Source organism: Streptomyces sp. NPDC032745, assembly GCF_055579465.1.
The window spans coordinates 269,711-284,002 of the sequence record NZ_JBVING010000003.1 but is presented as its reverse complement, the minus strand read 5'-3'; the positions used below and the strand labels follow the sequence as shown (position 1 = coordinate 284,002).

Annotated in this window: 19 protein-coding genes; 5 read left to right on the top strand and 14 right to left on the bottom strand. The window is 72.2% G+C overall.

Features of this window, described 5'->3' with window-relative positions:
- Positions 1 to 48 precede the first annotated feature (48 nt).
- A complete protein-coding gene (locus ACZ5WG_RS09160; protein WP_468721795.1) occupies positions 49 to 720 on the bottom strand; it encodes a hypothetical protein in 672 nt (223 codons plus the stop codon).
- Positions 721 to 962: 242 nt separating this feature from the next.
- On the opposite strand from ACZ5WG_RS09160, the gene ACZ5WG_RS09155 reads away from it, so the two are divergent.
- From ACZ5WG_RS09155 to ACZ5WG_RS09145, 3 genes are all read left to right on the top strand, one after another.
- On the top strand, positions 963 to 1,859 hold the full coding sequence (locus ACZ5WG_RS09155; RefSeq protein ID WP_468721793.1) for a sigma-70 family RNA polymerase sigma factor: 897 nt from the start codon (positions 963 to 965) through the stop codon (positions 1,857 to 1,859).
- A gap of 376 nt (positions 1,860 to 2,235) precedes the next feature.
- Complete coding sequence (locus tag ACZ5WG_RS09150; protein WP_468721792.1) at positions 2,236 to 3,738, top strand: APC family permease; 1,503 nt, start codon at positions 2,236 to 2,238, stop codon at positions 3,736 to 3,738.
- Positions 3,739 to 3,823: 85 nt separating this feature from the next.
- Entirely contained in the window at positions 3,824 to 4,780 is a 957-nt protein-coding gene (locus ACZ5WG_RS09145; RefSeq protein WP_468721790.1) for a hypothetical protein, read from the top strand.
- A 66-nt stretch (positions 4,781 to 4,846) separates the two neighbouring features.
- Here the strand turns inward: ACZ5WG_RS09145 and ACZ5WG_RS09140 are convergent, their stop codons facing one another.
- The 8 genes from ACZ5WG_RS09140 to ACZ5WG_RS09105 form a co-directional block, all read right to left on the bottom strand.
- Entirely contained in the window at positions 4,847 to 5,119 is a 273-nt protein-coding gene (locus tag ACZ5WG_RS09140; protein ID WP_468721788.1) for a hypothetical protein, read from the bottom strand.
- A 78-nt stretch (positions 5,120 to 5,197) separates the two neighbouring features.
- Entirely contained in the window at positions 5,198 to 5,674 is a 477-nt protein-coding gene (locus ACZ5WG_RS09135) for an iron chaperone (RefSeq protein WP_468721787.1), read from the bottom strand.
- An 85-nt stretch (positions 5,675 to 5,759) separates the two neighbouring features.
- Positions 5,760 to 6,212 (bottom strand): pyridoxamine 5'-phosphate oxidase family protein, encoded by a 453-nt coding sequence (locus tag ACZ5WG_RS09130; RefSeq protein ID WP_468721785.1) that lies wholly within the window; start codon positions 6,210 to 6,212, stop codon positions 5,760 to 5,762.
- A 57-nt stretch (positions 6,213 to 6,269) separates the two neighbouring features.
- Positions 6,270 to 6,893, bottom strand: coding sequence for a glyoxalase (locus ACZ5WG_RS09125; RefSeq protein WP_468721783.1), 624 nt, complete (start codon positions 6,891 to 6,893; stop codon positions 6,270 to 6,272).
- 5 nt (positions 6,894 to 6,898) lie between these two features.
- Positions 6,899 to 7,345: a helix-turn-helix transcriptional regulator gene (locus ACZ5WG_RS09120; RefSeq protein WP_266627284.1), complete on the bottom strand. Its 447-nt coding sequence runs from the start codon at positions 7,343 to 7,345 to the stop codon at positions 6,899 to 6,901.
- A 176-nt stretch (positions 7,346 to 7,521) separates the two neighbouring features.
- Positions 7,522 to 7,932, bottom strand: a complete 411-nt coding sequence (locus ACZ5WG_RS09115; protein ID WP_468721781.1) for a VOC family protein — start codon at positions 7,930 to 7,932, stop codon at positions 7,522 to 7,524.
- A 111-nt stretch (positions 7,933 to 8,043) separates the two neighbouring features.
- Positions 8,044 to 8,505 carry a DUF5990 family protein gene (locus tag ACZ5WG_RS09110; RefSeq protein ID WP_468722273.1) on the bottom strand — a complete coding sequence of 154 codons (462 nt, stop codon included), beginning with the start codon at positions 8,503 to 8,505 and terminating at the stop codon, positions 8,044 to 8,046.
- Positions 8,506 to 8,534: 29 nt separating this feature from the next.
- Complete coding sequence (locus tag ACZ5WG_RS09105; RefSeq protein ID WP_468721780.1) at positions 8,535 to 9,500, bottom strand: NAD(P)H-dependent flavin oxidoreductase; 966 nt, start codon at positions 9,498 to 9,500, stop codon at positions 8,535 to 8,537.
- Positions 9,501 to 9,786: 286 nt separating this feature from the next.
- Here ACZ5WG_RS09105 and ACZ5WG_RS09100 point away from each other — a divergent pair, with 286 nt between their 5' ends.
- On the top strand, positions 9,787 to 11,055 hold the full coding sequence (locus tag ACZ5WG_RS09100; protein WP_468721779.1) for an ATP-binding protein: 1,269 nt from the start codon (positions 9,787 to 9,789) through the stop codon (positions 11,053 to 11,055).
- Here ACZ5WG_RS09100 and ACZ5WG_RS09095 read toward each other — a convergent pair.
- The 4 genes from ACZ5WG_RS09095 to ACZ5WG_RS09080 form a co-directional block, all read right to left on the bottom strand.
- Positions 11,052 to 11,324, bottom strand: a complete 273-nt coding sequence (locus tag ACZ5WG_RS09095; protein ID WP_468721778.1) for a hypothetical protein — start codon at positions 11,322 to 11,324, stop codon at positions 11,052 to 11,054. The genes ACZ5WG_RS09100 and ACZ5WG_RS09095 overlap by 4 nt on opposite strands.
- A gap of 51 nt (positions 11,325 to 11,375) precedes the next feature.
- Positions 11,376 to 11,642 (bottom strand): hypothetical protein, encoded by a 267-nt coding sequence (locus ACZ5WG_RS09090; protein ID WP_468721777.1) that lies wholly within the window; start codon positions 11,640 to 11,642, stop codon positions 11,376 to 11,378.
- Positions 11,643 to 11,740: 98 nt separating this feature from the next.
- Entirely contained in the window at positions 11,741 to 11,929 is a 189-nt protein-coding gene (locus tag ACZ5WG_RS09085; RefSeq protein WP_468721773.1) for a hypothetical protein, read from the bottom strand.
- A 5-nt stretch (positions 11,930 to 11,934) separates the two neighbouring features.
- Positions 11,935 to 12,510 carry a DUF5994 family protein gene (locus ACZ5WG_RS09080; protein ID WP_468721772.1) on the bottom strand — a complete coding sequence of 192 codons (576 nt, stop codon included), beginning with the start codon at positions 12,508 to 12,510 and terminating at the stop codon, positions 11,935 to 11,937.
- Between the two features lie 295 nt (positions 12,511 to 12,805).
- Between ACZ5WG_RS09080 and ACZ5WG_RS09075 the strand changes: the two genes are divergently transcribed.
- Complete coding sequence (locus ACZ5WG_RS09075) at positions 12,806 to 13,309, top strand: DUF5994 family protein (RefSeq protein ID WP_468721771.1); 504 nt, start codon at positions 12,806 to 12,808, stop codon at positions 13,307 to 13,309.
- 10 nt (positions 13,310 to 13,319) lie between these two features.
- Here the strand turns inward: ACZ5WG_RS09075 and ACZ5WG_RS09070 are convergent, their stop codons facing one another.
- Positions 13,320 to 14,084, bottom strand: coding sequence for an alpha/beta fold hydrolase (locus tag ACZ5WG_RS09070; protein ID WP_468721770.1), 765 nt, complete (start codon positions 14,082 to 14,084; stop codon positions 13,320 to 13,322).
- Positions 14,085 to 14,292: the final 208 nt, after the last annotated feature.

Below are 14,292 nucleotides of genomic sequence, written 5' to 3'. Positions count from 1 at the left end.
AGTTGTCCACGATGCGGACCCCGGGGAGGGGCGAAACCCCGGCCGCCGCTACTTCGTGCCCGGCGTCCACTTCATTCCGAGCCGGTACGCGCGCGAGATGACGTCCTGTACGCCCGGACCGTCCTCGGGGGTGAACCACCGCACCTCGCGGTTGACCACTAGCTCGTTCTTCCGGCGCTTGATCAGGGCGATGGCACAGGACCGCGCCTGCGGCGGACACTCGTCCAGCCGGACCTCGAACCGGTCCCCGCGCGGGGACGACAGCGTTACGACGGCGTCGAGCCCGCGGAAGTCCCCGGGGCCTTCGTAGATGTAGACGAAGAGCAGCAGCTTCGAGAACTCGGCCTGGTGGTCGAGGTTGATCACGAGGTTCTCGCCGACGTCACGCGCGCCGGTCCGGTCGTCCGCGTCCAGTGCGACGAACGGGAAGTCGTCCACCGCCCCGAACGCGTTCCCGAGCGCCTGCACCACGGTCTTGCTGCCGTCCCGGCACACGATCATGCAGCCGAGGTCCAGGTCGACATCCGCCACTGCGCCCGCCCGCAGGGCGCCTCGCAGCCGGCCGAACAGGCCCCGGGCCGTCTGCGCCTCCCGCTGGGCGGCCGCGCGCGGCGACGTCCAGTTCAGGTTCACCCGGATCAGGCCCGAGGTCACCCCGTGCTTGTCCAACGACACCGCAGGGGCGGCCTTGGTGAGTATCACGCTTCTCGGCTCGGTCATTTCGCCGGCGCCTTTCCCGGAGGGTACGGGGGCTCCCACCGTACGGTCCGCCGTCCCGCGCGTGGCCGATACGGCGAAACCGGGGCTGATCCGGGGCCCGTACGCGGCACAGTCCGGGCCCTCCGCCGCGGTCACCGGAAACGGGACCGGGAGATCATCCGGCCGGAATCCACGCGCACATGACGCACCGTCCGGTTACCGTCCATGCGTGCACTGACGATCGCGACACGAGGATGTGACAGGTGAGCGAGCAGGAAGCCCTGGCCCGGCGCTTCGAGGAGTACCGCCCCCATCTGCGGGCCGTGGCCTACCGGATGCTGGGCTCGATCAGCGAGTCCGAGGACGCCGTGCAGGAGGCCTGGCTGAGGCTGAGCCGCTCGGACGTCACCGCCGTGGAGAACCTGGGCGGCTGGCTGACCACCGTCGTCGGCCGGGTGTGCCTGGACATGCTGCGCTCGCGCACCACACGGCGCGAAGACCCGCTGCAGGACCAGGACGGGTACGTCCGGCTGCCCGACCCGGTCGTCACGGGGCTCGCAGCCATCGATCCGGAGCACGAGGTCCTCGTCGCCGATTCCGTGGGCATCGCGCTGCTGGTGGTCCTGGAGACCCTGGCTCCCGCCGAGCGGCTCGCCTTCGTCCTGCACGACCTGTTCGCGGTCCCCTTCGACGAGATCGCCCCGGTCCTCGGCCGTACCGCCGCCTCGACCCGGCAGCTCGCCAGCCGCGCCCGCCGCCGGGTCCAGGGGGCAGCGCCCGCCCCCGACACCGACCTGGTGCGCACCCGGGAGGTCGTGGAGGCCTTCCTCACCGCCTCGCGCGGCGGGGACCTCGACGCGCTCCTCGACGTCCTCGACCCCGATGTCGTGGCCCGCGCCGACGGCGGCACGCTGCGCCCCAGCGCGGTCCGGCGCGGTGCGACCGACGTCGCCTCGAGCGCCGTCATGTTCGCCCGCTTCGCCGCGGCCGCCCACCCGGTCTTCGTCAACGGCTTTCCCGGGGTGCTCGCCATGGCGGAAGGCAAGCCGCTGTCGCTCATGGCTTTCACCGTCAAGGACGGAAAGATCGTCGCGCTCGACATCCTCGCGGACCCCGAGCGCCTCGCCCGGATCGATCTGGGGGCCGTCCTGGGCGACTGACCCGTACCCGCCGAACCGCCCGGCCCGGTTCCGGTCTTGTCGAGGATCACCAGCGAATCCTCGGTGGACCGGGAAAGCTTGCATTGATTCGAATATCAATAACCGGCCCAGTCGTCGGAATCTTCGCTCGAACCCTTGCGCTTCCTGGGCGGTTTGGGCAGGATCTGGTTCCTGTTCAGCCGCCCGGTCGTGCGATCCGCAACCAGGTCGGCTCTCCGAGGGCCGGGAACGCCACCGCGAAGCCGCCCGAAATTCCGACGCGCCGGGCCTCCCCACGAATTCGCCCCGGCCCTTTTCCCGCCTCCCCTCTCCCTCCCCCTTTCTTTCCTCTTTCCCTCCCCCTTTCCCTTGGTACGCCTCCAGGAAAGACGTGATCGTGAGCAAGCACTCTGGTGCCGGAGGGAGTCTGCGGGCCGACGCGCTGGGCACGTTCGACTCCGTCGTGATGGCCGTGGCGGGCTGCGGCCCGGCCTACACCATCGCGGGCACCTTCCCCGCACTGATAGCCGCCGTCGGTGTCGCCGGCCCGGCCGTCCTCCTGTACTGCGCCCTCCCCGTCCTCGGCATCGCCCTCGCCTTCCGCCACCTGGGCCGCCTCGACCCGAATGCCGGGGCCTCGTACTCCTGGACGGGCCGGTCGCTGCATCCCTTCCTCGGGTTCCTCAGCGGCTGGGCGCTCGTCGTCTCCGCCACCGTGTTCATGGCCTCCACCGCCCTGCCGGCCGGCGCCGCGACGCTGTCCCTGTTCGGGGCCCCGGCGGTCGGCCACACCGCCCTGGCCACGGCCGTCGGCGCGGGCTGGTTCCTGCTCGTGGCCGGCGTCGTGATGTACGGCGCCCGGATCAGCGCCCACGCCCAGACCGCCGTCACCGGGACGCAGCTCGTACTGCTCCTGGCCTTCGCCGTCGCCGCCCTGTCCACGGACGGCAACGTGGCGGACTTCTCCCTCTCCTGGTTCGGCTTCGGCCACTTCGACGGCCAACACCACTTCGTGACCGGCGCGTTGATCGCCGTCTTCGCCTACTGGGGCTGGGACGTGACCAGCAACCTCGGCGAGGAGACCCGCGGCGGCCGCCGCAGCTCGGGGTTCGGCGGGGTGATCGGCGTCGTGACGTGCTTCGCCCTGTTCGTCGTCTTCACGATCTCCGTCAACATCCTCGTCGGCGCCGACGTCGTACGGCAGAACCCCGAGTCCTTCCTGACCGTCTTCGGGGACGCGGTCTGGCCCGGCTGGGGCGGCCGGCTGCTCGTTCTCGCGGTGCTCCTCTCCACCGTCGCCACGCTGGAGACCTCGCTCATCCAGGCCACCCGCACCCTGTTCGCCATGGGCCGCGACCGCACCCTCCCCCCGGCGTTCAGCCGCATCCACTCCGGTCGGCAGACGCCGTGGACCGCCACCGCGGTCGTCGCGGGCGTCGCGCTCGCCTTCACCGTCGCGGCCAACCTGGGCTCCGGCGCCGGCTCCGGAGCGCGGCTGCTCGCCGACGCGGTCAGCGGCGTGGGCCTGCTGATCTGCTTCTACTACGGCCTCGCCGCGTTCTCCGCCGTCGTGGTCCACCGCAAGCAGCTGTTCGCGTCCGTGGGGAACCTGCTCCTCATCGGCCTGTGGCCGCTGGGCGGCGGGCTGTTCATGGTGTGGATCTTCGTGCGGTCGCTGACCGAGCTGAACGCCCTCGCCCTCGGCATCGGGCTCGGCACGCTCGTGCTGGGCGTCGTGCCGATGCTGAGGTACCGGCAGTACGGCCGCTCGTACTACGAGGCGGTCCCGCTGGACCCCGAACGGGCCCGGGCGGTGGACGCCTCGTACGGAGTCACCGACCTCGACCCCTCCTCCCGGGCCGGCACGGACCGGCCCGACGAACTCCTCACCGACTTCTGAGCCGTTGGTCCGTACGTCCGCAGGTCCGCAGGTCGGCAGATCCGTCGGTCCGTTGGTCCGTTGATCCGAGGAGGGTCCTGCCCGCATGGCCATGGCCTGGAAACGCCGCCGCCCCCCGGCGGCACCGCAGTACGATCCCGCATTCGGCGACAAGGACCTGTCGGAGGCCTGCCAGGACGTCGCCGCCGGCCGCTGGCAGGGCCTGCGCGACCTGCTCGCGGCCGGTGCGCCCGGCGACTGGGACCGGCGCAGCCACCGGATCCGGCTGCTGGCCGACGCCGCCGCGGACCGGCGGGTCGCCGAGGCCTGGCAGGCCTCCGAGCCGGACAGCCCCGACGCGGTCGTGCTCCGCGCGGACATCGAGGTGATGCGGATGTTCGCGGTCGCCCGCCGCGGGACGATGCCGGCCGTGAACCGCCTCGACTGGACCGCCCGGATCTGCCTGCAAGCCTCCGAGGCGGCCCCGGAGGACCCCCATCCGTGGGTCTCGCTGGTGACCCTGGCGCGGCTGTACGAGGGCGGGCACGCCGCCATGGGGCGGTGGTGGCAGGAGCTCTGCGCCCGCGACCCGTACCACCGGGAGGCGCACCACCAGGGGCTGCGCTACATGTCCGCCCGCTGGCACGGCTCGCACGGCCAGGCGTACAACTTCGCGCGTGACCGCGCGGCCGCCGCCCCGCTGGGCTCGTCCCTCGCGGTCCTGCCGCAGGTGGCCCGGGCGGAGCAGTACCGGCACCGGGCCGAGAGCGAGGGCAGGAACAGTCTGGACCTGCTGCACCACTGGAGCGGCGACGCGGGACGCTGGGACCTGCGGACGACGATGGATCGCTGGATCAGGGCCGGTACTGCCCCGCAGGCCCAGGACGTGGCCGACCTCAACCACCTGGCCCACGGCCTGGTCCACGCCGACATGCTCGCGGACGCGGCCACGGTCTTCGACCTCCTGGACGGCCGGGCCACCCGGGTCCCGTGGGCGTACACCGGCGACGCGGAGGAGCAGTACGTCCGCTGGCGGGCCCGCGCCCGCGCCGCCGCCCGCTGACCGGACGGCGGCGGGAGGAAGGAGCCCCGCTCCTGCTCGGCCCCAGCCGGTGAGCCGGCTGCGGACTCAGGACACCCGGGCGGCCGCCCCGGCCTCGCCGGAGCCGGAGCCGGACTCGGACTCGGCGTCCGTCAGGATCGCCTTGCCCCTCTCGCCCGAGATCGCGGCGAGCAGGGCCGCCTTGCGGGCGGCGAAGAACCCGTCGAAGTCGTCGGCCCGCATGAGGGCGGGGCCGGCGACGTGGGTGTGGACGTGCGCGTCCAGCTCCTCCGGGCCGATCTCGGCGGTCTTCGCCAGCTGCGCCAGGTAGGCGGAGGGGCCTGGCTGCCGGTGATCCATGCCGGCGGGGGGCGGGCATCGTCGCAGCTGCCCGCGCGCCCGGCCACCGGGCCGGTACCCGGCCCGGCAGGAGCCGCTTCAGCCCGCAGCCTTCTCGATGAGCGCGCCGATACGTGCCTCGTCGGCGGCGGTGAGCTCCGTCAGGGCGTAGCTGGTGGGCCACATGGTGCCGTCGTCGAGACCCGCCTGGTCGCTGAAGCCGAGCGTCGCGTACCTCGACTTGAACTTCTGCGCGCTCTGGAAGAAGCAGACGACCTTGCCGTCCCTGGCGTACGCGGGCATGCCGTACCAGAGCTTCGGCGAGAGACCCGGCGCACTGGACTTGACGATGGCGTGGAGCCGCTCGGCGAGGACGCGGTCCGCGTCCGGCATCTCGGCTATCTTCGCGAGGACGTCGCCCTCCGCGTCCGCCTTGGCCGCGCGCGAACCGCGGCGCGCGGTCGCCTTCAGCTCCCGGGCGCGCTCCTTCATCGCGTCGCGTTCTTCGTCCGTGAATCCGTCGTACTTCTCGTCGGCCGCGCCGGTGCTCTGGGTGGACGTCTGCGTGTTCTTCATTGCAGGTTTCCTCTCGCGGGTTCTTGGAAGCTGATCGGCTGTGGTCCGGGCGGGTGCAGCGGGTGCAGCGGGGGCGGCGCGGTGGTCAGCCGAGCCAGCGGCCGTCGCGCATGAGGGTGCGTCCCTGCAGCTCGTTGGCCTCGCGCCAGGCCTGGATGCGGTGCGGCCGGATCAGGAAGTACTGGTAGGGCTCGTCGAGCTCGCGCGGGTCGAAGCCGGTCCTGGCCGCGAACGCGTCGCCCGTCTTCGGGGCGAGGCCGGCGGGGTCCACCGGCTCGGCGGTGCCGTCGACGAGGACGACGTCGCGCGTCGGCCCGAGGCCGAGCCGCACCCGGCCGTCCGCCAGCAGGTTGCGGCCGGTGACCGAGGAACGCGGCGTCGAGATCAGGAACGCGGTCCCGTCCCAGAGGTACGAGAGGGGGATCAGGTGGACGCCCGGGGAGCCGGGCGTCGCGACCCAGAGATCGACGTCGGTCTCCAGTCGCGCGCGGGTGTCCCGCAGCCTCTCCTCGAGCCCACGCGGCGGCGCGCTTGTCATGCTTCCTCCAGTCGTACGGTGTTCATCGGCCGGCGGTGCCGGATCTGCGGTGCCGGATCAGGGCGTGGTCGCCATCGATGCGGCTTCCCAGGCGAACCCGTCCGGGTCGGTGAAGGAGCCGGCGCCGCTGCCCAGTACGAGCCGGTGGGATCCGGCGCCGTCGGCGGGGACGCCGAGGTCCTTGGCGAGGGCGTGGCGCCCGTACAGCGCCAGCTTGACGCCGCCCGAAGGGGCGTCGAACTGGACGTACTTGCTGCCGAAGCTCTTCGCGACGGCGAGGCCGTGGCCGACGTAGAACCGCTTGCTCGCGGACACGTCCGCCGTTCCCAGCAGGAGCACGATCTCGTCGATCTGCCGGGTGTCCGGGCCGGTGTCCTTCTTCGCCGACGTGGCGACCTTCCAGATCGTCCCGTCGGGGGCCCGTACGACGCCGCCGTAGCCCCAGAAGGACTTCGAGGCGGGCTTCAGCGTCGTGGCGCCGGCGTCGAGGGCGGCACCGATGAACGCGTTGACGGTGGCGGGCTGGGACACCGTGAGGGCCAGGGCGAAGCCGCGGAAGCCGGATGCCGGTGCCTCCGAGGCCTGCAGGCGTACCTGGGCGCGCAGGCCGAAGGCGGTGTAGAAGCGGTCGGCGGCCGTGTGGTCGGCCACCTCGAGGGTGACGGATGCGAGGGAGTTCATGCCGATCACGCTAGTTCCGGCCCGGTCGCGGGTGCTTCTCGATTCCTGACCGGTCTGGTGACCTGCTTCGCCACGCACGACGGTATGCCCGCCGCCCCGTCCGCCGCGCGGCGCCGGTAGACGCTGGGCGGCATGCCGACCAGCTCGGCGAAGCGGGTGCTGAAGGTGCCCAGCGACGAGCAGCCGACCGCGAAACAGACCTCCGTGACGCTGAGGTCGCCGCGCCGCAGCAGCGCCATCGCGCGCTCGATGCGCCGCGTCATGAGGTACGAGTACGGCGACTCGCCGTAGGCCAGCCGGAACTGGCGGCTGAGGTGCCCGGCCGACATGTTCACGCCGCGGGCGAGCGCCTCGACGTCGAGAGGCTGCTCGTACTCCCGGTCGATCCGGTCGCGAACGCGGCGCAGCCGTGCGAGGTCGCTCAGGCGCTGCGCGGCGGTGAGTGCGCTCATCCAGGCAGGATGGCACATGGGGGAACTCCGTTCATCGATGTTCGCGATCACCGAGACGGCCTGCAACCGGCAGGCGGTGGTGGGGTGTTCGCCGGTGATGGGGGAGCGGGCGGTGGTGGCCGGCGTCCATGAGCGACGACGGCCGCCGGGGCCGAGGGGCGGTCCGGCCGCCGGGGTCAGCGGAGCTCTTGGATGCGGACCAGGTTGCCCGCGGGGTCGCGGAAGGCGCAGTCGCGTACGCCGTACGGCTGCTCGGTCGGCTCCTGGACGACCTCGGCGTCGGTGGCCTGCACCTTCTCGAAGGTGCCGTCGAGGTCCCGGGTGGCCAGCAGGATCCAGCCGTAGGTTCCCTTGGCCATCATCTCGACGATGGTGCGGCGCTCGTCCTCGGTGATCCCGGGGTCGGCGGCCGGCGGCGCCAGGAGGATGGACGTGCCGGGCTGGTCGACGGGGCCGACCGTGATCCAGCGCATCTTGCCCTGGCCGACGTCGCTGCGGACCTCGAAGCCGAGGGCGTCGTGGTAGAAGGCGACGGCGGCGTCCGGGTCGTCGTGCGGGAGGGCGGTCGTGTGAATGGTGATGTCCATGACCATCACGCTAGCCGCGGCGCAGCGACCGGGCTTCTCGATTCCTGACCTGTCCAGGCCACGGGTCGAGCCACCGGGTCGAGGGTCAGGCCACCGGGTCAGGCCACCGGGTCAGGCCGCGGGACCGGCGGACCATTCGACGAGCGGGGGCCGCACCTGGGCGCACAGGGGCCGGCCGCACGCATCGGTGAGGCGCAGGCGCGCGAGCAGACGTCCGGAGCGCAGCGCGGCGGCGGTGGTGTCCGGGTCGACGGCATCGAGCATCAGCTTGGCGCGGCGGAACATGGCGAAGGCACCCGCTTCGTCGACGCTGCCCCAGCTCAGGTAGATGAAGCGGGCCGCGGGGCGGCCCTGGACGTACGGCCCCTTGAGGTCGAAGCCCGTGTCGGTCGGCGTCGCCGTGCACTCCAGCGTCCACGTCGCCGAGTCGGCGTCCCCGGGGTACGGATCCAGCAGCTCCTCCCTGCGGTCGCGCCGCTGGACCGCGACGTGGACGTTGCCGTAGCCAGGGAAGTCCGGGCCGGCGCCGCAGGTGCGGCCGGGCAGGTCGACGGCTTCGATCCGGATCTGCACGGGGCCCCCGGCCCGCGCCGTCGCCGCGGTCACCGGCCGATGGCGTGGGCCGCTGCCGCCAGTGCCGCCTCGGCCTCCCGTACCGTCCGGCGGACGATCTCGCCGGCGGGCAGGACCTCGTGCACGAGGGCGGCCGACTGGCCGGTGAACGGGAGGTACTCCTCGCCGCCGCCGGCGCGGATCGCGGCCATCACGCGGGGCACGATCTCCTCGGGGTCGACCTGGTCGGGGTGCTCGCGCAGGGCGTCCAGCAGCGGAGTGCGCAGGCAGCGCGGTACCCCGACACTGCCGGGGCGGTTGAACGGCGGCAGGATCCGCTCGCTGTTGACGACCTTCACCGCATCCCCGGCAGCGGACTCGACGATCCGGTCCTTCCACGCCTGCGACACGTTCATCTCCGTCGACGCGAGGAAGCGCGTCCCCATCAGCACGCCCTGCGCGCCGAGCGCCAGAGCCGCGGCCAGGCCACGCCCGTCGGCGATCCCGCCGGCCGCGAGTACGGGTACGTCGTCCGCCAGGTCCACGACGTCCGGGACCATCACCATCGTGCCGACGTCCCCGCCGTGCCCGCCGGCCTCGCTGCCCTGCGCGACCAGTACGTCCGCTCCGGCCCGCAGTGCCTCGTCGGCCTGGCGGAGGTCGGTGACCAGCTGGATCCAGAGGATGCCGGCATCGTGGGCCCGGACGATCAGGTCGGGCGGCACCGCAAGGTGGAAGGAGATGGCTGCCGGCCGCTCCTCGATCGTGGCCTGGAACGCCTCCTCGTTGAGGGGGCGGGTCGTGTGGTTGATCGCGAACGGCCGGTCCGTCAGCTGCCGCAGCCGGGCCCACTGCTCCTTCAGGTCAGGAAGGGGCCGGACGGCGGTGCCCAGACTGCCCAGGCCGCCCGCCCGGCACACCGCCGCGGCGAGATCGACCTCCTCCCAGGGGCCGAAGGCCGCGCAGACGACCGGGGCGTCGATTCCGAGAAGTCGGCATACAGGGGTGGTCAGCATCCAGCACCTCCAGCAGCTGCGCCCGGCCTCCGCGCTGAGCGGAGCCGTCCGCGTCGCATGCTCCTGCGTCCATCGTCTCGCGCCCGGACGCACGTGTCCCCCCCCGGCACCCCAGCGGGCGAACGAGCCCCGCGAGGTCCGGGCAACACCACAGCCGCGGGCCACTGACCCGGAGCTCTTCGAGCGAGCTCGGCTCCCCATGACGGTCCGGGTGTGCAGCCGGCCGCGCGCGTACCGCGCACATCGGCTGATGATGGGGAGTACGGCCGAACACGCGGAGCTGATCATGACGGGTTGGCGTGTCAGGGACTACGCCCAGGACGATCTCGAAGCGGTGATCCGCGTCGATGCGGAGAGCAGTACGGCCGAAGAGCCACCCCTCTTCCCGCTGTCGGATGCCGTGGCGGCCCTCCAGGCTCTCCACCCGGCGGTGGTGGCCACGGCGGACGAGGTGGTGGTCGGTGCCGCGGTGAGCCGGGTGGAGGGTGACCGGGCGTGGATCCTGCGCATCTGCATGGCGCCCGCCTGGCGGCAGCAGGGGCTGGGCAGCGACCTGATCACGTCTCTGGAGCACCGGCTCTTCGCCGGTGGTGTCCGGACGGTGCACGCGGTCCTGCCCGACGGCGAGACCGGTGCCACCGCCCTGCACAACTGTGGGTTCGGGGCCCGTCCGGGCCTGGTCCTCTTCGAGAAGCGCGGGCGGGTGACCCCTCAGGCGGTCAGCATGCTCGCGTCGCTCGGAGCGGAGCTGCCCCCCGGGGGACTGTGGCAGAAGGTCGCGGGGATGCAGCGGGAGAAGGAGCTCATCGAGCGGCGCCTGGTCCTGCCGCTGGCCCATCCCGAACTGGCCGCCCAGCACGGGGTGGAGCTGCCGCGGGCGGTGATGCTGTTCGGTCCGCCGGGGACCGGCAAGAGCACGTTCGCGCACGCGATAGCCAGCCGCCTGGGATGGCCCTTCCTCGAACTGTTCCCCGCCCGGCTGGCCGCCGAGTACGGGCTGGCCAGCGGGCTGAACCGGCGCTTCGACGAGATCGCCCGGCTCGACCACGTCCTGGTCTTCATCGACGAGGTCGAGGAGATCGCCGGGACCCGCAGCGGCGCCGACGCGACCGCGGTCGGCGTCGTCAACGAACTGCTCAAGGCGATCGTCCGCTTCCGGGGCCAGGACGGCCGGCTGCTCGTCTGCGCCACGAACAACGTCACCACGCTCGACTCCGCGTTCCTGCGGCACGGCCGTTTCGACTACGTACTGCCGATCGGCCCGCCCGACCACCGCGCCAGGACCGCGCTGTGGGAGAGCTACCTGGCCCGAGCGGGCGCGGAGGCCGACGGCGCGGTGCTGGCGACCGCCACCGAGGGGTTCACCCCCGCCGACATCGCCCATGTGGCGCGCACCGTCTCCCAGGTCCAGTTCGAGCGCACCTTCGACACCGGAACCCGGACCCGCCCCACCACCGACGACTACCTGGGCACCATCGGCGAGACCAGGCCCACGGTCAGCGCCGCCATGGCCCAGGAGTTCGCCCAGCAGACCGAGACGTTCGCCCGCATCTAGGCCGTCTCTTCCTCCTCGGCCTCCATGCGCCGGATCCCCTCGTGGGTGAGGGTGACCATCGAGGGGGTGTTGCCCGGGTCCCAGTCGACGGTGATCAGTCCTTCGCCCGCCAGGTAGGTGCAGGCGGCGGCCAGGTCCTGTTCAGGTACGTGGAGGTCGCGCCGCAGCTGTGCTCCGGTGATGCCGAGGAGCCGGTTGCCCTCGACGGCTTCGTACAGGACCCGGAGCACCTGTTCGCGGTAGGTCTTGCGTTCCCGCAGTGTGGCCATGACCGCGTCCTTTCGTGTGCGGGAGTGGGCTCCGGGGCCCGGTTGGGGCTCTCAGGTCTCGTCGGAGTGGGCGCCGGTGCCGGCGGGGGTCCTGCTGGTGGCCAGCCAGGAGCGGGCGGGGCCGGCGGGTGTTGCAGTGTCCACGGTGAGGTGGAGGCGGGTGTCGCCGTCGAGACCGGGATAGCTGCGCTGTTCCATGCCCGCGAAGCAGTGGCGAAGCGCCTCCGCGACTGCGCGGGCGGCTTCGGGCGTGTGCGCGATGATCCGTACCTCGGCGTGCCCGAGCGAGGGCAGTGTCTGGGTCTCGATGTACTTCACGTGGGCGTGGGTTCCCTTCGGGGAGTGGGCGCGAGGCCGGCAGGCCGGGGCGCCGTGGCGCCCCGACCGCTGCCCCCGGTCGGAGGAAGGTGTGTTCCTCACCGGTCGGCATCCGTGTGGTGGGCTCGACGACCGGTGTCGTCCGGCAGGCCGGGAGGCCTCGGCAGGGGGTCGCTGAAGCGGTAGGCCGTGATCCGCGCGTCGTGCTGAGCGTTGAGCAGGTGGATCCAGCGCATTCCGACGGCGATCGCGAGGATGAGCACCGCGATGAGGACGATGGTCTCCACCGAGCTCACCTCCAGCCGTTCGCGGGCAGCGGCAGGGCGCTTCGTCCCATCGGCTCCCCGAAGGGCGACATGCAGGCCCCGCCTTCACCCTCCCAGGTGGCTTCCCGGCGGCGGGCGTCGCGGATGCCGCGCCCGATGACGGTCTCGTTGGCCATCAGGACTTCAGCGGTCAGGCCGCTGCCGGGGATCGCCGCGGCGGCCATCAGGCGGGCAGCGGCGGCGGGTGCGGTCTCCGGCGGGATGACGAGGAGGTCCCAGCGGCCGACGGTGTAGGAGAGCAGGATCAGCTTGTCGGGGTGCTGTTCGGTGAACCAGCCCACGTGCAGCTTGCGCCCGGCCACGGCAACCGTGTGCGGTACGACGGGCCAGCGGCCGGGATTCACGGTGACGCGGGTGACGCGGCCCCAGGTTTCCTCCAGGGCGGCGGCGAGCGGTGGGAGCTCGGCTTCGAGGTCGCGGGAGTAGGGCCACCAGGCCCCGTCCAGCTGGCCGGCGAGGGTGGTCTTCGGGGTGAGGGACAAGCGAGCCGGGAGCTCTGCGGCGAGGTCGCGGGGCGCGGTCCGGTCGAGGGTGGTGGTCATGATGCGGACCTGCCCCCGGACTGCCCGTCGGCAGCCCGGTTTTTAGGCGATCGCCGGAAATGACACCCGCATGAAAGCCGGTGCGCGAAGTACTCCCGGTGCTTTCACTGTACGCCTGTTCGGCAGGCCATGGCCTATCTGACCAGGTATTTTCCGGCGGGCGGTGGAGCGGGCGGTGGAGCGGGCGGCGGGAGTACCGTGAAAGGACGACAGGCCCGCGCACGTCGCCTGCGGCACCGGCACCGGTGCCGACCTGCGGCGCAGTACGGCCGCACCCGTAGACGGGCGAACCCACATGGCTGACTCCGACATCCCGCACCCTTCCCCGCTGCTCCTGCCGGATGAGATCCACCAGGCGGTCAAACCGGGTACGGCCTTGCTGCGGCTGGAGACCACCCGGTCCCGGGAGGGACTTCTGGACGGTGCGTGGTGGCCGCGCACCCGGGACATCGAGACCGAGCTGCCGGCGCTGATCAGCGTGTTGTCGGGGCATCTCGGGCCGATCACCCGGGTGGGCGTGGACGCGTCCGCCTGGAACGGCCTCCCGGCCCGCCTGGTCATCGACGGTCAGGTCGTGCACCTCGACTCCGACCCGGTCGGCGACGACACCGTCCTCGTCACCCGCGGCCACAACGACCACTTCGCGCTGCTGGTGGTTCCCCCGGACACCACCGCCGACGCCGCCCGCGAAGCGATGGCCCGTGCCGTCCGCGCCGACAACGTCACCCAGGCCGCTCAGATCCTCATCGCCACCACACCCGAACCCACGGACGGCGGCTCCGCCGACCCGGCGGCCTGATCCCGGAGCCTCAGCGGCCGAGGTACCGCTCGACGGCCGCGGCGACGGCCTCGGGGGACTCCTCCGGCGCGTAGTGCCCGGTGTCCGGGAGCACCTCGAGCTCGGCATTCGGGTACCACTGCATCCAGGTGGCCCGCATGGCCTCGGGCCCCAGCGCGGGGTCGTTCGCACCGGCGAGGAGGAAGACCCGGGCCGGGTTGTCCTTCACCCGCTCGTGGAAGTCGACGCCCGCCCAGGAGTCCAGATAGGCGCGGAAGGCTGCCGCCGACGAATGCGCCACCGAGCGCCCGGCCATGGCATCCAGCCAGGCGTCGTCGTGCAGCCCGCCGGTGGTGTGGTCGATGATCGCCCTGCGGTTGCCCGGATTCTCCGCGGCACCGGCGAACAGCTCCCGGGTCTCCCCTTCGAGCGGGAAGCCGGATGCGGGCACCGCTGAGATGCCGATGATCGAGCGGATCCGCGACGGGGCGTCCAGCAGCATCAGCTGGGCCGCCTTGCCGCCCATGGAGTGGCCGATCACCGAGAAGGACTCCCAGCCCAGATGGTCGGCTACGGCCAAGGCGTCCTCGGCGACCTCGTCCATCGTGAACGCGCCGTCGGAGTCGATCGCCTCGCCGTACCCGCGGCAGTCCAGAAATGCGTAGCTGAACGCGTCCCCGTTCAGGTACTCGCGCATCGGGTCGAAGCTCGACCGGTCGCCGAACCAGTTGTGCAGTAGGAGGGATCGTTCGGAGCCGGTGCCCAGTACGTCGTGCGGAATGACCTGTCCTGTCACGACATCCCCTGCTCATCAGGTGGTCGCGTACGGCCGGCGTCGCCGGCGGTCAAGTCTCGCGATCTCTGTGGGGCGAGGGCGGTGCGAAACCCCGCGCCGCGGGTATTCGCTGTCTGTCCGGATCTACGAGCGACGGTGCCACAACGACCCCGGCACATTCACACGCCGGGGCCGCCCTTCCGGGTCGCCACACGTGAGAGTGCAATGA